The following is a 20329-nucleotide window of genomic DNA, read 5'->3' on the forward strand; positions in this document are numbered from 1 at the left end:
GTGCACAAAAAGTCTCGTTTTTTATTATCAATTACAAAAAACAGCATTTACCAACCAAAATTTTTCCCAAAATACAAGCAGCATATTTGAAAAAACTACTGTTCATTATCTGTCTCAGGAAAAAAAGCAAAAGAAAGGACATGGTCTTATGAAAGAAATCTATCAGCTGAACAAAGAAGAATTATTCCGAACCTGCGGTAATCCGGAAGGACTTACCACTACAGATGCTAAAGAGCGACTTCAAACCTATGGTGAAAATACTCTGGTCGAGCAAAAGAAACAAAGCGTTGCTTCTGTCTTTTTTCACCAGTTTGCCGATCTGCTCGTTATCATCCTGATCGCTGCCGCGATCGTCTCTATGGCATCCGGCAACATCGAAAGTACGATTGTTATATTTGCGGTTATTATCATGAATGCGATCCTTGGTACGATCCAATATGTAAAGGCAGAAAAATCTCTTGATTCCTTAAAAGAATTATCTGCACCAAAAGCGAAAGTATTACGTGACGGAATCAAACAGGAGATTGCATCAAAAGACATCGTACCGGGAGACATCCTGCTCTTAGAAGCCGGTGATATGATCGTCGCTGATGGCCGTATCATCGAAAATTTCTCTTTACAGGTAAATGAAAGTTCTCTGACCGGAGAGTCTACAAATGTGGATAAAGACGACTCTGATATCACCGAGGATGTTGCTCTCGGTGACCGCATCAATATGGTATTCTCCGGCAGTCTTGTTATCTATGGTCGTGCAAATGTTCTCGTTACAGCAACCGGAATGCATACAGAAATGGGTAAGATAGCCACCCTTATGAATAATACAAAATCCAAAGCGACCCCACTTCAGATCAGTCTTGATAATTTCAGTAAAAAACTGGCAACAATCATTATGGTGATCAGTCTGATCGTATTCGGTCTCCGTCTGATGCAGGGCGAGAAAATACTGGATTCTCTGATGTTCGCAGTTGCCCTTGCTGTCGCTGCCATTCCAGAGGCTCTCGGTTCGATCGTTACGATCGTTCAGGCAATGGGTACCAGAAAGATGGCTGCCGATCAGGCGATCATCAAAGATCTGAAGGCGGTCGAAAGTCTGGGCTGTGTCTCTGTTATCTGTTCGGATAAAACAGGTACACTGACCCAGAACAAAATGACAGTTCAGCAGCTTTATACCTGTGATACTCTGTTAAATGCCGACCAACTGGATCTCCATATTCCGGCACATCGTTATTTTCTGTACAACTGTATCTTAAACAACGACAGCAGTATCCGGGATGGCAAGGATATCGGGGATCCGACTGAAACCTGTCTCCTTACGATGGCAAGGAAAACGAAACTATTTGATGTCGGTGTAACAGAAGAAGTTCTGCGTGATCTGATGCCACGTCTGGAAGAGATTCCATTTGACTCCGAACGGAAACTGATGAGCAGCAAATACCTATTGCACGGCGTACCTACACTTCTGACAAAAGGTGCAGTCGATGTTCTTCTTACCCGTATGGATTCAATCATCACAGAGGATGGTATCCGTCCGATTACAGAGAACGACCGCGACAGAATTCTGGAACAAAATATGCAATTTTCCAGACAAGGTTTACGGGTTCTGGCACTTGCCTATAAAGAATGTTCCGATTCGGAAGTTCTGACCGCAGCCTCTGAATATGGTTATACTTTTATCGGACTTGTATCCATGATCGATCCGCCAAGAGAAGAATCCATGGCTGCAGTTGCGGATGCTATCTCCGCCGGAATCAAACCGATCATGATAACCGGAGATCATAAAGTAACGGCAACCGCTATTGCCAGACAGATCGGTATCTTCCACGATGGTGATATGGCCGTAACCGGTCAGGAAGTCGACCGTATGACCGATGACGAACTTACAGATGTCCTTCCAAAGATCTCCGTCTATGCCAGAGTTTCACCGGAAAACAAGATCCGTATCGTTGATGCATGGCAAAAGAAAGGTCACATTGTCGCCATGACGGGTGACGGTGTAAACGATGCTCCCGCATTGAAAAAAGCAGATATCGGTGTCGCTATGGGAATCACCGGAACCGAGGTATCAAAGGATGCCTCAGCTATGATCCTTGCAGATGATAATTTTGCAACGATCATAAAAGCTGTCCTGACAGGAAGAAATGTTTACCGTAATATCATGAATGCCATCCTGTTCCTTTTGTCCGGAAACCTCGCAGCCATTCTGGTAGTTCTCTACTGCTCCATCATGGCGCTTGATACCCCATTCCAGCCGGTTCATCTGCTCTTTATCAATCTGCTGACCGATTCACTTCCGGCGCTTGCCATCGGTATGGAGCCATCCGATAAGAAATTACTTCGTAACAAACCGCGAGATCCAAAAGCAGGAATCTTCAATAAATCCTTCTCGCTCCAGCTTATTTGCTACGGTGTTCTGATCGGTATTGTTACAACCGTCGCCTTTTATCTGGGTGATTCCGTAAATGCCCTGACTGCCAGCACAATGGCATTTGCCACACTGACGCTTGCAAGATTGTTCCACGGATTTACATGCCGCAGCGAATCCTCTATTATAAAGATCGGTATCCGCTCCAACCTCTGGAGTGTCGCCGCTTTCTTCGCCGGTGTCCTGCTGCTTGGCTTTGTCCTGCTCGCACCATTTATGCATGGCTTATTCATGATTGCCGACCTGACAGTTAAAAATGTATTGAGCATTTTAGGGCTTGCATTTATCCCAACCTTTATTATCCAGATCACACGAATAATAAAAGAAGCTGTTCGTAAATAACTGCAGCGTCAAGACTTATGAAATGGTTGTATTGTGCCTGCAAAAGTCATGACTTATACAGAGTCGAATGCCGGCTGGCGTTTTCTTTTAATAAAACTCCAGTCGGTGTTCCACCAGCTCATCTCCTTCATAGACCAGCCGCAGAGTGAAGAAACGTTGTTCGTCTTCTAATAAGAGTTTCAAAAATATAGCATCTCCTGTCCAGGTCGGAAGAGATGGCACGATGCTTTTATCTACCCATTCCAGTTCTCCTTCATTGCAGGCGGTTAAGCTTCCGGTAAAGCCATCTGCTGTAAACAGACACATCAGCTCCGGCTCACAGACATCACTGATAAATGTGATCAGGCCACGGAACTGATAAGATGTCAGTGTCAGTCCTGTTTCTTCTTTTACTTCCCGAAGCAGGCAGTCTTCCGGTCCTTCTGTTTCTTCCGCATGTCCGCCGACTCCGATCCATTTATTCTTATTAATATCTTTCTCCTTCTTCGTACGATGAAGCATCAGATATTTTCCGTCTTTCTCTATATAACATAATGTTGTCATTTTCATAGTAAGTGACATAGCCTTTCATCTCCTGTTATTTGCCATATTTACCCATATGCGCTCATTATACCTTCCCCCCGGACAAATGCAACCGATAATTCAAATACAGTTGCCATATTGAAATTATCGCTTTTCCGGTGCTATAATAAGGAGCGACAGGTTGTAAACCTGTCCGATCACAATATGTGAAGCAATTACAAAACATCGACAGTTTTGCAATTACCTATATATAACTTTATACGGAGGTATGAATATAATGAGTAAAATTGATGAAGTCAGAAGCGAAATGATGGCCGCTATGAAGGCACATGATAAAGAGAGAAAGGACGCATTATCCGCACTCCTTACAGCCCTGAAAAATAAATTTATAGACAAACGTGCTGATCTGACAGAGGAAGAAGAAAACGAAGTTGTATTAAGAGAAATCAAGCTCGCAAAGGAAACAATCGATACAACACCTGATGATCGTACCGATATCATAGATGAATGCAAGGCAAGAATCACCGTATTCGAAGAATTCGCACCAAAGATGATGGATGAAGCAGAGATCACTGCTACGATCAAAGAAGTTCTTGCAGGTCTTGGTATCGATGCTCCAACAGCCAAAGACAAGGGTAAGATCATGAAAGAGCTGATGCCTAAGGTTAAAGGCAAAGCTGACGGAAAACTGGTCAACCAGATCCTTACATCTATGATGGCATAAGCATACAAAGCCACCACACGATAACAGAAAAACTCCATGCCCGGTGTCTATATATTTTATGAAGCAGACCTATCCGGAACGTCGGTTCTTAACGAATCACCAACAGGTGATGAGTTTAGTACCGATACGTTCCGGATCGAACGAAAGTGTTCTGCGAAATAAAGATATATAGACACCGGACATGGAGTTTTTTAGTTTATGTCTCAGCTTTCATGTCCTGACCCTTTGATCCACGACATAAGTTCATCAAGTTTAATCGGCTTGCTGTAGAGATAGCCCTGGAATGCATCACAGCCAAGTTTTTTCAGTTCATCTCTCTGAGCTTCATTCTCTACATATTCAGCAATAATCTTAAATTTCAAAGATCTGCCCAGATAGACGATTGATGCAATGATATCACGATTCGTTTCATTATGAATAACGTCTCTCGTCAGAGATCCATCCAGCTTTACAATGTTAAAATACTTCGTCTGCAAATAAACCAGCGACGTATGTCCCATACCAAAATCATCGATCAGGAATCTGTGACCTTTCGCCTTCAATGCTTCAATCTTTTTCGTTATATCAATGGACGAAGAAAGTGCATCCTGCTCCGTGATCTCAAGTCCGAGCTGTACATTTGGAAACTGGTATTTCTGTACAACATTTTCGATACATGCTTCAATGCCATCCCATTCCAGAGATTCATTTGTAAGATTGACCGACATCTTGAAATCATCCGGTACGATATCCCTTACCTGTGCCAGTGCCGCACCTGCCGTATCAAAGATAAATTTCTCTAACGTACTAAGTACCTTCTTTTCCTTGGCAAGCTGTATGATCAACGGAGGATAGATAAATCCAAATTCCGGATGCTCCCAACGGATCAACGCTTCTGCACCAATGCACCTGCCATCACGGTTCACCTGTGGCTGATACACTAAGAACAATTCTTTCCGTCTGATTGCTTCAACAAGTTCATCTGCCAGGATACGGGCCATATGTCCGATCTCATCTTCACGCTTTGTATATGGTGAGATGGAATTGTTCTGCTCCTCGCGCTGCATCTCCTCCACCAGTCTTTTGACATCACGTTTCAGACGCAGTTCCCGCTGTTCTTCATACATACGAATAAATGGTTTATAAATACACACACCAATTGCCAGACACAGGATCTGCAAAACTGCTCCTGCCCAGGAACCGGTAGCCTGATACCCACTCAGAATAACAGGCGTCGTCCAATCAACTTCACGTATCACGTGCGGAACAAGTCCAAAGAACATTGCCGCATAAGTGACCAGATAATTCACCATCGGTACAAGCATAAATGGGATCAGTAGAATAGGATTCAAAATCACAGGAACTCCAAATAAGACAATTTCACTGATATTGAAGACCAAACTCGGTGCTGCCATATATGCAAGATTCCGAACACCCTTCTTTTTCGCAAACAACAGGATCGCAATCACCAGACACAAAACGGCTCCCACTCCTCCCAGAAGTACAAATACATCCTGCATTGTCTTGCTGAAAATTCCGGCTGTTATATCAGAAAAATTCTGCTTGATCACTGTGTCTAACATATTGTGTCCATGAATTCCAAAGAACCATAATGCATGTGTCAGAAAAATAATGACCACTCCTGCTCCCAGTCCATTCTGTAATGGCTTTAACAGGTAATCAAAAAAGCGTTCAACCAATTCCTGAAAACCGCTTACTCCAAATAATACCTGTAACAAAATTCGAAAAAACGCAAAAAATCCAATAATGACAACCGCCGGAGCAATTCCCTCGATTGCTTCAATATAGATACCGTCCGTATTCGTACGCTGATTTTTCACCTTGAAGAAACGACTGCTCTTCATTGTGTAATAGATCTTACCCGAAATAAGCGCAACAAACAGTGCCGTAAATGCATGCATATTGCTTAACGAATGAATGGAAAAATCATCGTACTGGATTCCGAAATACCCTACCAGAGCAGCCAGTGTGATAATTACTAAAATGATAATATTTCCTGTACCTTCATAGATTTCCTGCTTTCTCCGTTTCATAATGGCATAACTGACCGTTGTTGTTACTGCCAGAAAAACAGCAAAGAACTCATTAACACTGGCATATACGAAATTCAGAATTTCCAGTACATGTCCACCACACAATTTCGCTATAAACGTCTGATATGCAGGAATCGGTAGATTGATCAACATCGCCGCCAGGTACCCGACTACAAGAAGCGGGATCATCATGATCATACCCTGTCGGATCGCACCCAGCGCGCAGCTGCTGTCAAGCCGGTCTGCCATACGCATGATCATTTTTTTAAATTTGCTCATCTTTTGTTTTAGTGCAATAATCTGGGAGTTAATTATCACACGTTCCTTTCTCTACTCTCTCACCAGATGTAGTTTTTCTGCAAGCTTCAGGATCAGGGTTCCCTTTGGCATAGCAAGGATTTCTTCCTTCGTATATCCACCGACTGCCAGAATAGCTGCTGCATAGAAAATAACTGCAAGCAGGATTGCCAGAACAACACTGACTAAATTCATATGGATCAGGTGGTAGAAGATCTGATAACTACCCCATGCAACGATTCCCATAAATATCGATGCAACAGCAGGAGCAAGATAGATCTTCTTCACATCAAGCTTTGTAGACATATATTTGGATACAGATATATGGTTAAAGATACATGCCAGTAATGAATACAGGATCGTAGCCGCTACCAGACCGAACAGCTTCGCATCTGTAAATTTCAAAATAGCAGCAAGGAATACTAAATGGATCAACAATGCAAGTGTCGCATTCTTCACCGGCTCCATAACCTTTCCGATTCCCTGCAAGATACTGTTTGTAAGTGTTGATAATGAATAAAATACCACAGATATGCAGCCTGCAGTCAATGCCTTAAATACCAGCGGATCCGCGCCACGGAACAACAGCGTGATGATTGGTTCTGATAACACACCGATTCCGACAGCACATGGTATCGTCACCATCATCGTGATACTCATGGACTGATTGTATACATGATTCGTTTCCGCTTTATCACCCTTGGTAAATGCTCCCGAAATATTTGGTATCAGGGTTGTTCCAACCGCAGATGCGATCGATACCGGAAGATTGATCAGCACCATATACTGACCAGAAAAAATACCGTACAAATTTGCAGATTCAACACGATCTACATTTTTACTGTTTAAGACATTGTAGAAAATCTTCATATCTACGGTGGTCGTAATATTATACACAAATGCAGCAATAATGATTGGTGTTACGATCATTACGATCTGCCGGAATAACTTTCCATATGATTCTACATTCGACGAAACATCAGTCTCTACTGTCTCCATGATTTCTCTTCTTCTTCCTGCATATGCGATCAGAATATAAATAATTCCACAGAGAACACCTGCCCCTGTTCCCATTGCACTGCCCGCTGCACCATATTTTGCATGTTCAGAGGTTCCCGGTGCAAATGGTCTGGACATCAGATAGGCAGCCAGAACGCTGACAACTGCATTTGCAATCTGCTCTATAATCTGTGATATAGAGGTCGGAATCATCGTTTTATATGCCTGAAGATAGCCTCTGTAAATAGCAAGAAAGCCTGACAGAAATATTGTCGGTGCGAGGATCTGTAGGCTTAAAATCGCATTGGGCTGTTCCTTTACCAGAACCGGTGCAAATGCAAATGTCAGAATACCTGCCACCAATCCGGCAGATACTACATAGATAAAAGCGCATTTAAATACCCGTCTCGCATTTCTGTATTCTCCCAAGGCCAATTTTCCTGAAATGATCTTAGAAACAGCTGTCGGAATACTGTAAGTTGCGATCATCAATATCATGGAATAGATTGCATACGCTGTACCATAATATCCGTTTCCCTCATCTCCGATAATCTGAAATAACGGTGACCGGTATAAGAGACCGATTACTCGGGACAATATACCTGCACCTGCAAGTACTGCTGCCTGAAAAGCAAAATTTGTCCTCATACCGGACGGCTTCTTTATTTTCTTCTTTTCATTATCATTCTGCATGATTGTTTCTCCTGATTATTTTGTAACCGACTACCAAGCGATCAGCTACCATTCTATCCGGTTGCACATATTTCCAGCGTCTGCTATACTGACATCGGAAATAACACACGTTTCCAATACCCTATATATATACCAGTTTTTTTTACTTATTACAAATAAAATATGTAAAAGATTTTTATAAAAGGAGGTTTCCAACCTATGGCTAATCCAAATATTCCAAAAGATCCTGTTATGCTCCTTAGTTTTATTAATATGAAGCTTCGCGATTTTTATCCGAGTCTGGATGAATTATGTGCAGATCTGGATCTGAATGTAAATGATGTTTCCGAAAAACTGGCATCTGCCGGTTTTAACTACGATGGAAAATTAAATCGATTTATCTGATAAAATGCTTCTAATTCAGAGAAAACAACTATTTTATCCTATGGCAAAAGGAACGCCGGCAAATCTCTAACCGGGTATTTACCCCACAGAAATCTGCCGGCTTATTCTATCACATAAAGCTACACTATATGTGCCCTGTCATTTCTGAATATGCTACGTTTCCTACATCTGATCATCTTTGTCGTCATTACTACTCTTCTTTTCAGCTCCATGCTCCGTTGCTGCCAACTGATCATCTGCTTTCTCCGCATGCATCACTTTCTCAATCTGCTGATATAACCTCTTCGCATGTCGCTTCGCTTCATGTTCTGCCTTTGCGGCTGCTTTTTCCTCCGGAGTTTTTTTATGAAAACGGATATCCTCCTCTTCCTCTGTCAGATAGATTGGCTTTCCGGTTTCTTCATCGATCCGTTTGATCCGCTCAAATTCCGAGGACACCGATACCATATGCTTCTTTTCCAGCTTGTCGGTACATGTCTTATTGATATACATGTAGATACATGCAAATACCGGAACACCCAGCAGCATTCCGTAGAATCCGAAGATACCACCACCTACGATAACCGCGGTCAGAACCCAGAAGCTGGAAAGTCCCGTTACATCACCAAGGATCTTTGGTCCTAAAATATTTCCATCAAACTGCTGAATACACAGGATCATGATAAGCAATATGATACTCTTGATAGGATCTGCGATCAGAACAATAAACACACATGGTATCGCACCGATGATCGGACCAAAAAACGGAATTACATTTGTCACACCAATGATAACACTGATCAGCAATGCATATGGCATATCTACGATCGTTGTCAAAATAAATGTTATAATCCCGATTATGATTGAATCCACGATCTTACCATTGATAAACTGACTGAATATCTTATTTACACTTGCAAGTCCATCCAGAATGATATTCGCGTTTTTCAGTTTAAACAGTGCATAGACAATTTTCTTGCCTCTGGAAGCCAAATATTCCTTATTCGCCATCACATAGATAGATGCTACAATACCGATCAGGAAATTATAAATGAACTTCAATCCGCCCACAACACCGGAGCTGATATTCAATACAATCTTATCCAGATTCGGAACAACATCTGTATTTACCCATTTCTGCAAGCGGTCATATACAGTGTTTACGACATTCATTACCATTTCTTCGGATTCGCCAAGGTTCTTGAATTTATCATAAATGGTATTGATCGCCTTCATGATATTATTATAGTAATTATCCATATTGGATATAAGAAGATTGATACTGTCGATGACCTGTGGCACTACCATCCAGATCAAACCCGTGAGCAGACCAAGGAACAAAATGATCGTTATAATGATCGATATGGCTCTTGATACATGAAACAGTTTTTTCTTGTCTTTGATCACCCGATCCTGCAGGATCGTATGACACAGACGATCAAAAAAGATAAGCACCGGATTCAACAAAAAAGCGATCACAAAACCAATTATAATCGGTGCTGCCGCCCCGGTTATCGTATCCAGTACCTTCCGAAAGCCTGTCCACTCCTCCAATATCTTATTAAATACAAGCGCTGCTGCAATTACCAGAAATATGATCGTTCCCGCCTTAAACAGCCGTCTTTTTCTTTCATTTCCCAATTTTGTCTGATAACCTTTCCCTTTCCACATTCAAAACCCAATATCAGATATGTCGTTCCATTCCTATAACAACACATCAATGGATTTATTCTTACATATAATTATAAACAACCTGAAAAAATTATATACTGTTTCAAAAAGTCAGGCAATAGAATTTCCTATTTTTAATAGATTTTAAATAGATTTAACCATGACTTTACCAAATCCGAAATCGTTCAAAAAATGAACCTTAAATGACCCTATATTTTTGAAAAAAGCATTGTCGATATTTTAGTTACATAGTAAAATAGTGACATGTTTAAGGGTTCTTAACAAACCACAAAACATATTTTACCTAAGACCGGGGAGGCATAAAGGAGGTGTTCTTATGGAAAATGAATTAATCTGTCAATTAATTATCTGGTCCGTTATCTTTATGGTCTGTATAATTATCGAAATCATTACTCTCGGACTTACAACCATCTGGTTCGCGGGAGGAGCTTTGGTATCTGCGATCTCTGTATTCTTTGGTACATCACTGATCATCCAGATATTGATCTTTGCAGTTATTTCATTAGTTCTTCTGTTTACTACAAGGCCTGTGGCTTTAAAACATTTCAAATTATCCGATATGGAAAAAACAAATGTTGAAAGTCTGGTCGGCAAACAGGTGATCGTATCTGAAACCATTGATAATCTAAAGGCTACCGGGCAGGTAAAAGTAAATGGTCTTGAATGGACCGCACGTGCTGCTGATGAAACTGATATTATTCCCCAGGGAACCGAAGTCACGATCAATGAGGTTTCCGGCGTAAAACTTATTGTCAGCAGAATATAATTTATTTAATTTGACAGATACTATATCTGTCGCCACTTAAAGGAGGTACTTATTATGGATTCACCACTCACATGGCTGGTAATTATCTTAGTATTCATTGCTATCATTATTATCTGCAGCACAATCAAGATCGTCCCACAGGCACATGCTTACGTTATCGAACGTCTGGGAACCTACTGCGGTACATGGTCCGTAGGTCTTCATATGAAGATGCCTATTATCGATAAGATCGCACGTCGTGTTACCTTAAAGGAGCAGGTTGTAGACTTCGCTCCACAGCCGGTTATCACGAAAGATAACGTTACAATGAGAATCGATACTGTCGTTTTCTTCCAGATCACAGATCCAAAGCTTTTCTGCTATGGTGTTGAAAATCCGATCATGGCAATCGAAAACCTGACAGCCACTACTCTCCGTAACATCATCGGTGATCTCGAACTTGACCAGACACTGACATCCAGAGAGACGATCAACACAAAGATGCGTGCTACCCTAGACGAAGCAACGGATCCTTGGGGCATCAAGGTAAACCGTGTTGAGCTAAAGAATATTATCCCACCTGCAGCGATTCAGGATGCCATGGAAAAACAGATGAAGGCAGAACGTGAAAGACGTGAACAGATCCTGAAAGCAGAAGGTGAAAAGAAATCCGCAATCCTTATTGCAGAAGGTAACAAACAGTCCGTTATCCTGGAAGCAGAAGCTGAGAAGCAGTCACAGATTCTTCGCGCAGAAGCTAAGAAGGAAGCAACGATCCGTGAAGCTGAAGGTCAGGCACAGGCTATCCTCGCTGTACAGCAGGCAAATGCAGACAGTATCCGTCTCTTAAATGAATCTGCTCCATCTAATCAGGTTCTTACGATCAAGAGTCTGGAAGCTTTCGCAAAGGCTGCCGACGGCAAGTCAACCAAGATCATTATTCCATCTGATATTCAGGGTGTTGCAGGACTTGCAACTTCATTATCGGAATTAGTGAAAACAGAGAAATAAGATTGAACTGATTCATTGGTAATATTAACTGCCACTGTCAGAATGAAGCCGTTATTGGGTAACCATTCTGATAGTGGCAGTTTTTATTTTATCTGTTATCCTACAATTACTCCATGCTTTCATCCGCCCAGCTCTTTATCATTGCTATCTCTCTTGCATATCCTGCATCATCATTTGGTGTCTCTAAGATAAATGGCCTGCCTTCAAGCAATGGATGCGTTACGATCCGTTTTAATGCTTCTGCTCCGATCTCTCCCTCTCCGATCTTCTGATGTCGGTCTTTGTGTGAATCTCTCACATTCATGCTGTCATTTAGATGAACAGCCTTTAAGCGGTCAAGTCCGATGATCTGATCAAACGTGTGAAGTACACCATCCAGATCTTCCACAAGATCATAGCCACCATCCCATGTATGACAGGTATCAAAGCATACCCCGATCTTATCCTCGCAGTCAACCAGCTCTATGATACGTTCCAGTTCTTCAAAATTTCTTCCGACTTCCGAGCCTTTGCCTGCCATTGTTTCAAGTAATACGACTGTACTCTGATCCGGTTTGATCGCATGATTTAATGCATCGGCAATTACCGGTATGGCTTCTTCTGCTCCCTGACCAACATGTGCGCCCGGATGGAAATTATAATAATTTCCCGGAAGATACTCCATCCGCTCCATATCATCCTTTAAGATATTACATGAGAACTCCCGAATATCCGGTTTTGCTGCACAGACATTCATCGTATATGGTGCATGTGCGACCAGTTTTCCAAAATGATGTTCCTCCATCAGGGAACGTAACCGTTTCGCATCTGCCGGATCGATCTCTTTCGCCTTTCCGCCCCTTGGATTTCTTGTAAAAAATGCAAATGTATTTGCACCAAGTTTTAATGCCGCCTTTCCCATCGCCTCAAAGCCTTTGGAGGACGACAGATGATTTCCTATATATATCATGTTGTTTCTCTCCTTCTTATAATATAAATATGGCTATGTCATAAGACATAGCCATATTTGTGAAACCACCAGCAGCGGTTTCAACGTTTTTACAACTTCCACTTATAGGTAGGACTCACCTTGTAAGGAAATTATTATATTAGAATACCTTAGTTGTTCTTATAGTAGTTGATCAGGCAGCCATCCATGATGATCTGTCTCTCATCATCGGTCAGGCTTCCAAGCTTCAGGTCTAATTCCTTGAAGTCTTTATTTACCACATATGCCTTGATGATCTCGTCCTTATTCTGAACAGCCTCACGGATACCCGGAATAAATACATAATCATCATTATCAAATGCGAAATCTTCCTCCATGATGAATGGAAGCATACCCCAGTTGATCAGGTTGGATCTGTAACGCTTTGTTGCATATTCCTTGGCAATGTTTGCCCAGCCGCCAAGTACCTTCTGGCAGGAAGCAGCCTGCTCTCTGGCAGAACCGTCACCCGGCTTTACTGCAAAGATCGTACTACCGTAACCGGTATTGGAACCTGTGATCTCACGATCTGCAAATTTTGCTTTGATCTCTTTCATCATAGGCTTCATAGATTCATCTGCCTTGCAGAAGCATCCAAGTTCTTCTCTCTTCTTCTCAACTGCCTGAATTGCCTTTGCACGGCCTACATATTCAGGATCCTTTCTGGATAAAGTGAACTCAGCAAGTCCAAGTGGATTTGAACGGTAGGAAGATGTCTCACCGGATGGAATAAGTTCATCTGTAGTTGTTACAGGATCGTTAATAACAGATGCAACCTTTAATAACAGGTTGTCTGTCAGTGCGATCATCTCAGGCCAGTCCTTGATATTCGGGCCAAACTTGATCTCAACAGATGGATCAGCCTTGCCGACACCATTGTAAACTCGTCTGTCATAAATGCTCTTATCGAAGAAATATTTCTGTCCCTTGTATTCAACATCCAGATCTGTAGCTGCTGTAAGGTATCCCTTATTTGCTGCTGTAGCTGCGATCGAACGTGCATCCATAAGTGCAACGGATGAGATCTGACCATTCTGGATCTTGGAGCCTTCACGGTTCGGGAAGTTTCTGGTTGAATGACGGATTGATAATGCATTATTTGCAGGTGTATCTCCGGCACCAAAGCAAGGGCCGCAGAATGCTGTCTTAACAATCGTACCTGTCTCGATCAGGTCAGCCAGTACACCGTTCTTTGCAAGTTCCATATAAATAGGAGTTGACGCAGGGTATACAGATAATGTAAATTCATCTGCACCGATGCTTCTTCCACGGATGATATCTGCTGCCTGACAGATGTTCTCGAATCCACCACCGGCACATCCGGCAATGATTCCCTGTTCTACATATAACTTGCCATCACGGACTTTATCCTTTAATGTGAAGTCAACCTTACCGTCCAGACTAACCAATGCGCGCTTCTCGCAGTCGTCTAAGATATCCATCAGGTTTGCATTTAATTCTTCAATTGTATATGTATTGCTTGGATGGAATGGCATAGCGATCATTGGTTTTACCTTTGACAGATCCACATATACAACACCATCATAGTAAGCAACAGAACCCGGATTCATTTCCTTATATGCTTCCGGTCTGTAGTGTGTATCATACCACTCCTTGATCTTCTCATCTGTCTTCCAGATAGAGGACAGGCAGGTTGTCTCGGTTGTCATTACATCAATACCGATACGGAAATCAGCAGATAATTTATCAACACCAGGTCCTACAAATTCCATTACCTTATTCTTAACATAACCGCACTGGAAGGTTGCACCGATAATCGCAAGAGCAACGTCCTGAGGACCTACTCCCTTTGCAACTTCTCCGTCCAGATAGATTGCTACTACACCGGGCTTAGCTACATCATAAGTTCTACATAAGAGCTGCTTTGCAAGCTCTCCGCCGCCTTCGCCGATCGCCATTGTACCGAGCGCACCATAACGGGTATGACTGTCGGAACCAAGGATCATTGCGCCACATTCTGCAAGCATTTCTCTTGCGAACTGATGGATAACAGCCTGATGAGGCGGAACATAGACACCACCGAATTTCTTTGCGCAGGAAAGACCAAACATGTGGTCATCCTCATTGATCGTACCACCAACTGCACATAAGGAGTTGTGACAGTTTGTAAGGACATAAGGGATTGGGAATTCTTTCAATCCTGAAGCTCTTGCTGTCTGGATAATACCTACAAATGTTATATCATGAGAGGTCATCTTATCGAATTTGATCTTAAGATTGTCCATATTGTCAGATGTGTTGTGCTTCTCCAGGATACCATATGCCATAGTATTCTTTGCAGCTTCTTCCTTGGATGGAGCTGTACCTAACTTCTGTGTAAGGATCGCATTTGCATCGACATTGTCTTCTACAAGCTCTGTGCCATTTAAAAGATAAGCACCATTGTCAAATAATTTAATCATTCTATTTCCTCCTAATTTGTTGGTGATTCTTTTTCTCATTTTGTCAATCGCTGTTTATTTTAACACAAATCGGCATAGTTGTGAACAACTATGCCGACGAAAGTTTTCATTATAATATTTTTAATCATCCTGCTTCAACCGGAACCCTGAATGAGCACCACTGCCTTTATTCTGTGAAGCACTTTCAGCAGAACCCGCAGTCTGAGGTTGTTCATGATTCATGGTAGTCTCATCTACATTCTCTGCCATCTGTGTTGTATATGGTGCTGTCTGATAGTCCGTGACCGCATTTTCATTCGCCGGAACGGTCGCTTCATCTGTAAATGCACTTGTAACCACCTGCATTCTCTTATGGAGTTCTTCCATTCTCTGCGCTTCCTCCTGCGCTTCCAGACGGGCTTTCTCTAACTTCTTCCGTTTCATCTTCCGGTCAAGCAGCCAGATATATAATGCAAATCCTGCCGCGATCACTCCGATGATCGACCAGATCATGATCGCATTATAATTCGGGAACATTCTATAATATTCCGCTGCCGTCTTTCCTGTCACATCCATAGAGGTTTCTGCATCGGAACCGCCATGATCATGTCCCTGCCAGTCCGCATCAGATTTAAGGAAATAATCATATCCGACATTCTGTCCACCAAGATCATCCCATGTCAGATCGATATTATACCAGTGTCCATCCACCTGAACCCGATTCCACAGATGCTCGGATTCCAGTCCAAAACCATATTCACAGGTGACCGGGACTCCGGCTTTTTTCATAATGATATAAAATGCCAGCGCATATCCGTTACATGCCGAATCGCCTCTGTACAGAGTATTACATGCGCCACCGGATGAGCGGTTATATTCATTATGTAAGATAATATAATCATGTACCGCTTTCACCTTCTCGTAATCTGACAGCCCCTTTATCTTCCCCGAAATCTGTCCGGAACGGATAAATACAAGAAAGCTTTTTAACCGGCTCATATGATTGATCTTTACCGCTACTTTTTCTCCACCTGAATCCGGCGTATATACATAAGAAAATGCATAGAATTCTCCACCTGCATACATATTCTTTTCCATCAACTTGTCAAGGACCGACTGATAATCCATATACGGTTCCCCTGTTGTCTTTAGCGTAACCGTATTCTTATACCTTGAAGCGGCTGTTGCTACTGCATCATTGATCTCTTCGTATGTTGACAGTCTTCCTGTCGATACCGGCAGCATCTTTAAAACGACACAGTAAACAATAAACAACAGAATGATTCCCTCAATTACGATCTTTACTTTTTTCCCTTTTGACATTTTTCTCTCCTCTTTTTTTACATTCTTGATACGATTCATTATACCTCATTTTTCACTATTACAAAATCCTATCACCTGCACTTTTCCGTCTTTTATTCGTTCAAATTTCTTCTCTTATTTACAAAAAAATTTTTATTTACTTCTTATTTATACATGATATAATAAAAAAGTCTACGTTTTATTAAGAAATTTTTTCAATAAACCTTCTATTTGTCTGAAATCATAAGGGAAATCATTTCTATATTCATTCTGACATATCGATGCGTTTATAGTCACAAGGAGAGATTAAAAAGTGAAAGATACGATTGAGATCAGATGGCATGGCCGGGGCGGCCAGGGTGCCAAAACTGCTGCTCTGCTGCTTGCAGACGTAGCTTTTAAAACAGGAAAATACGTTCAGGGTTTTCCGGAATATGGTCCGGAGCGAATGGGTGCACCGATCACTGCTTATAACAGAATCAGCAGCGATCCGATCCGCGTTCATTCCAATATCTACACCCCACAGTATGTTGTTGTCGTTGACGAGTCCCTCTTGGAATCCGTGGATGTAACCGCCGGATTAAAAGAAGATGGTGCAATCGTCATTAACACCCCAAAGACACCGGATGAGGTTCGTCCTCATTTAAATGGCTACAAAGGAAAAGTTTATACATTAGATGCCCGGGAGATCTCGATGCAGACACTCGGCAGGAACTTCCCGAATTCTCCTATGCTTGCTGCTATCGTTGCAGTCAGCGGTATCATGGAGCAGGATGATTTCCTTGCAGATATGAGACTTTCCTATCAGCACAAATTCGCAAAGAAGCCTGAGGTTATCGATGGAAATATGAAAGCCCTTGAGCTTGCATTTAAGGAGGTAACCAAGTAATGAGAACAGATATCAGCAGAATACATGAGAAAAGTAAATATACAGAAATCACACCCGGTAACCATGTGTACGGCGGTGGTACTTCCAAAGCATTTAACACAGGTGAATGGAGAACTGCTACTCCTGTCATAAATGAGAGCAAATGTGTACACTGTCTGTTATGTGCACCGGTCTGTCCGGACAGCTGCATCCCTGTCGTAGGCGGCAAACGTCTTGACTTCGATCTGAACCACTGCAAGGGCTGCGGTATCTGCGCCTATCAGTGTAAGTTTGGTGCTATTACGATGAAGGAGGGCAAATAAATGGGTATCAGAGAACGTTTATCAGGAAATGAAGCGGTGTCTTATGCAATCAAGCAGATCAACCCGGATGTCATGCCGGCATTCCCGATCACCCCTTCTACAGAGATTCCACAGTTTGTTTCTACATATATTTCAAATGGTGAGATTGACACAGAGTTTATTCCGGTCGAGAGTGAGCACAGTGCTATGAGTGCTGCGATCGGTGCAAGCGCTGCCGGCTGCCGTGTCTTAACAGCAACCTCATCCTGCGGTATGGCGCTGATGTGGGAGGAGCTCTATGTTGCAGCTTCCAACCGTCTGCCAATCGCACTGGCTCTTGTAAACAGAGCTTTATCCGGCCCGATCAATATCAACTGCGACCACTCAGACAGTATGGGTGCAAGAGATACCGGATGGATCCAGATCTATGCAGAGAATAATCAGGAAGCTTATGATAATTTCGTACAGGCTTACCGGATCGCGGAGCACAAGGATGTCCGTCTTCCGATCATGATCTGTCAGGATGGTTTCATCACCAGCCACGCAGTTGAGAATATCGAACTGTTAGAGGATGATAAGGTAAAAGCATTTGTCGGTGAATATAATCCGGAACAGTACCTGTTGAATCCAAAGATGCCTATGGCAGTCGGTCCATATGCAACTTCTCCATTCTATATGGAATCCAAAATGAACCAGAACGAAGCTATGAAGAATGCCAAGCAGGTGATCTTGGATGTTGCGGATGATTTTGCAAAGATCTCCGGCAGACAGTACGGCTTCTTTGAGGAATATAAATTAGAGGATGCTGATTACGCGATCGTTATGATCGGTTCCGCAGCAGGAACGACAAAAGAAGCAATCGATGCATTGCGCGCACAGGGCAAAAAGGTCGGCTTATTAAAGCTCCGTGTCTTCCGCCCATTCCCCGGTGAAGAGATTGCAAAAGCGCTGGCTCATACAAAAGCAGTTGCAATCTTAGACCGTTCCGAAGGCTTCCGTGCAGGTGGCGGTCCTTTATCCGCTGAGATCAAGGAGCACCTATATGATATCGGAGCTTCTACAAAGGCGGTCAGCTATATCTACGGTCTTGGCGGCAGAGATTATACAACAGTGGAAGCAACTGATGTATTTAACCAGTTAGAGGAAATGATCGAGCAGGGCAAGACCATTCCACAGTATCAGTATATTGGGCTTAGAAAGTAAGGAGGTAAGACAAAATGGCATATAATTTTAAAGAAGTAATGAACAAGCCTGAGCGTCTTGCTCCGGGTCATAGAATGTGCGCAGGCTGCGGCGGTACGATCGCAGTTCGTAATGTACTCCGTGCCCTTCATGAGGGTGACAAAGCAGTTATCGGTAATGCTACCGGATGTCTGGAGGTTTCCACCTTCATGTATCCATATACTGCTTATGAAGACAGTTACATTCATAATGCATTTGAAAATGCAGGTGCTACCCTCTCCGGTGTAGAGACTGCTTATCATGTATTAAAGAAAAAAGGTAAATTAGATGAAACATACAAATTCATAACATTTGGCGGTGACGGCGGTACTTATGATATCGGTCTTCAGTCTTTATCCGGTGCTATGGAGCGTGGTCATGACATGGTATATGTCTGCTACGATAATGGTGCTTACATGAATACCGGTATCCAGCGTTCTTCTGCGACTCCGATGTATGCAGATACAACTACCACTCCTGTCGGTTCCCAGTCAAACGGTAAGATGCAGAACCGTAAGGATCTGGCACAGGTTATGGCAGCTCATGATATCCCTTATGTCGGTCAGACTACTCTGCTTGGTAATATGCGTGATATCTATGAGAAATCCGAAAAAGCCATCTACACACCGGGTGCTGCTTTCTTAAATGTTATGGCTCCTTGTCCTCGTGGCTGGCGTTATCCTACCGAACAGATCATGGATATCTGTAAGCTGGCGGTTGAGACCTGCTACTGGCCTTTATTTGAAGTCATCGAAGGCAAATGGATCTTAAGCTATTCTCCTAAGAAGAAGCTTCCGATCGAGGACTTCTTACGGACACAGGGACGTTTCAAGCATCTGTTCAAGCCTGAAAATGAGCATCTGCTTGTCCAGTATCAGGAGGAAGTGGATCGCCGTTGGGAGGATCTGCTGTTCCGCTGTTCGAAGAACTGATATTATAACGGATGAATAACGGACGAATAACGGACGAATCCCAGGTTCAGCAGTTCTACATATTCATTACGCAAGTCGTTTGCACTCTATTCCTCATGTAGCGGTACTAAGGCTCCCTGCCTAACGGCAGCTCGCCAAGTACCGACATTCGGAAAGGCTTGCTTCATGAACAGTAAAACTGCTGAACCTGGGATTCTGTTTTTATCTGTCTAATATTACATCAGAGACCATATAAGGGTATAAAATTTAGCGGATGAATAGCATATAGCACTGCTGAAATCTTTCACCGCGGGACCTGCAATATGCCCCTGTAATATAACATTTACGAGGATTTCTTTATGAGATGCACATTGCCAGTAATCCGGGGTGCCTGTCTGAGTCCGAAGAACGAGTTGACACAGGAGTATTACGAATCGGGCATGTGCAGCGAATAGAAACCGCAGTAAGTTATATTACAGGAGCATGTTGCAGGTCCCGCGGTGAAAATTTCTG

16 protein-coding genes are annotated in these 20329 nt (G+C 42.6%); 9 read left to right on the forward strand and 7 right to left on the reverse strand.

Annotated elements, in window-relative coordinates; genetic code table 11:
- Positions 1-148 precede the first annotated feature (148 nt).
- On the forward strand, positions 149-2764 hold the full coding sequence (locus tag DWW43_RS00310; RefSeq protein WP_119962404.1) for a cation-translocating P-type ATPase: 2616 nt from the start codon (positions 149-151) through the stop codon (positions 2762-2764).
- A gap of 87 nt (positions 2765-2851) precedes the next feature.
- Here DWW43_RS00310 and DWW43_RS00315 read toward each other — a convergent pair whose 3' ends face one another.
- On the reverse strand, positions 2852-3313 hold the full coding sequence (locus DWW43_RS00315; protein ID WP_008402638.1) for an 8-oxo-dGTP diphosphatase: 462 nt from the start codon (positions 3311-3313) through the stop codon (positions 2852-2854).
- Between the two features lie 250 nt (positions 3314-3563).
- Between DWW43_RS00315 and DWW43_RS00320 the strand changes: the two genes are divergently transcribed.
- Positions 3564-4010 carry a GatB/YqeY domain-containing protein gene (locus DWW43_RS00320; protein WP_119962405.1) on the forward strand — a complete coding sequence of 149 codons (447 nt, stop codon included), beginning with the start codon at positions 3564-3566 and terminating at the stop codon, positions 4008-4010.
- Between the two features lie 203 nt (positions 4011-4213).
- On the opposite strand, the gene DWW43_RS00325 is transcribed toward DWW43_RS00320, so the two are convergent.
- Positions 4214-6322 carry an EAL domain-containing protein gene (locus DWW43_RS00325; protein WP_133302387.1) on the reverse strand — a complete coding sequence of 703 codons (2109 nt, stop codon included), beginning with the start codon at positions 6320-6322 and terminating at the stop codon, positions 4214-4216.
- A 51-nt stretch (positions 6323-6373) separates the two neighbouring features.
- Positions 6374-8032 (reverse strand): polysaccharide biosynthesis protein, encoded by a 1659-nt coding sequence (locus tag DWW43_RS00330; RefSeq protein WP_119962406.1) that lies wholly within the window; start codon positions 8030-8032, stop codon positions 6374-6376.
- Positions 8033-8230: 198 nt separating this feature from the next.
- On the opposite strand from DWW43_RS00330, the gene DWW43_RS00335 reads away from it, so the two are divergent.
- Positions 8231-8416, forward strand: a complete 186-nt coding sequence (locus tag DWW43_RS00335; RefSeq protein WP_119962407.1) for a DUF4250 domain-containing protein — start codon at positions 8231-8233, stop codon at positions 8414-8416.
- Between the two features lie 162 nt (positions 8417-8578).
- Here DWW43_RS00335 and DWW43_RS00340 read toward each other — a convergent pair whose 3' ends face one another.
- Positions 8579-10066, reverse strand: coding sequence for an AI-2E family transporter (locus DWW43_RS00340; protein WP_119962408.1), 1488 nt, complete (start codon positions 10064-10066; stop codon positions 8579-8581).
- Between the two features lie 337 nt (positions 10067-10403).
- On the opposite strand from DWW43_RS00340, the gene DWW43_RS00345 reads away from it, so the two are divergent.
- Positions 10404-10853 (forward strand): NfeD family protein, encoded by a 450-nt coding sequence (locus tag DWW43_RS00345; RefSeq protein WP_008402645.1) that lies wholly within the window; start codon positions 10404-10406, stop codon positions 10851-10853.
- Between the two features lie 54 nt (positions 10854-10907).
- The gene (locus DWW43_RS00350) at positions 10908-11843 is read left to right on the forward strand and encodes a stomatin-like protein (protein ID WP_008402646.1); all 936 of its coding nucleotides are present in this window, start codon (positions 10908-10910) and stop codon (positions 11841-11843) included.
- A gap of 106 nt (positions 11844-11949) precedes the next feature.
- On the opposite strand, the gene DWW43_RS00355 is transcribed toward DWW43_RS00350, so the two are convergent.
- The 3 genes from DWW43_RS00355 to DWW43_RS00365 form a co-directional block, all read right to left on the reverse strand.
- Entirely contained in the window at positions 11950-12792 is an 843-nt protein-coding gene (locus DWW43_RS00355; protein WP_119962409.1) for a deoxyribonuclease IV, read from the reverse strand.
- Positions 12793-12941: 149 nt separating this feature from the next.
- Complete coding sequence (locus DWW43_RS00360) at positions 12942-15233, reverse strand: hydratase (RefSeq protein WP_119962410.1); 2292 nt, start codon at positions 15231-15233, stop codon at positions 12942-12944.
- A 120-nt stretch (positions 15234-15353) separates the two neighbouring features.
- Positions 15354-16535, reverse strand: coding sequence for a transglutaminase domain-containing protein (locus tag DWW43_RS00365; protein ID WP_165852991.1), 1182 nt, complete (start codon positions 16533-16535; stop codon positions 15354-15356).
- Positions 16536-16827: 292 nt separating this feature from the next.
- On the opposite strand from DWW43_RS00365, the gene DWW43_RS00370 reads away from it, so the two are divergent.
- From DWW43_RS00370 to DWW43_RS00385, 4 genes are read left to right on the forward strand one after another with little or no spacing between them, the layout of a single operon-like run.
- Positions 16828-17403: a 2-oxoacid:acceptor oxidoreductase family protein gene (locus DWW43_RS00370; protein ID WP_008402650.1), complete on the forward strand. Its 576-nt coding sequence runs from the start codon at positions 16828-16830 to the stop codon at positions 17401-17403.
- Positions 17403-17705: a 4Fe-4S binding protein gene (locus DWW43_RS00375; RefSeq protein WP_119962412.1), complete on the forward strand. Its 303-nt coding sequence runs from the start codon at positions 17403-17405 to the stop codon at positions 17703-17705. The genes DWW43_RS00370 and DWW43_RS00375 overlap by 1 nt, the downstream gene beginning before the upstream one ends.
- A complete protein-coding gene (gene porA, locus DWW43_RS00380; protein ID WP_119962413.1) occupies positions 17706-18887 on the forward strand; it encodes a pyruvate ferredoxin oxidoreductase in 1182 nt (393 codons plus the stop codon).
- A 14-nt stretch (positions 18888-18901) separates the two neighbouring features.
- Complete coding sequence (locus DWW43_RS00385; RefSeq protein ID WP_008402654.1) at positions 18902-19837, forward strand: thiamine pyrophosphate-dependent enzyme; 936 nt, start codon at positions 18902-18904, stop codon at positions 19835-19837.
- The last annotated feature ends 492 nt before the right edge of the window (positions 19838-20329 follow it).

Source organism: Clostridium sp. AF15-41 (assembly GCF_003604095.1).
Classification (GTDB): domain Bacteria; phylum Bacillota; class Clostridia; order Lachnospirales; family Lachnospiraceae; genus Coprococcus.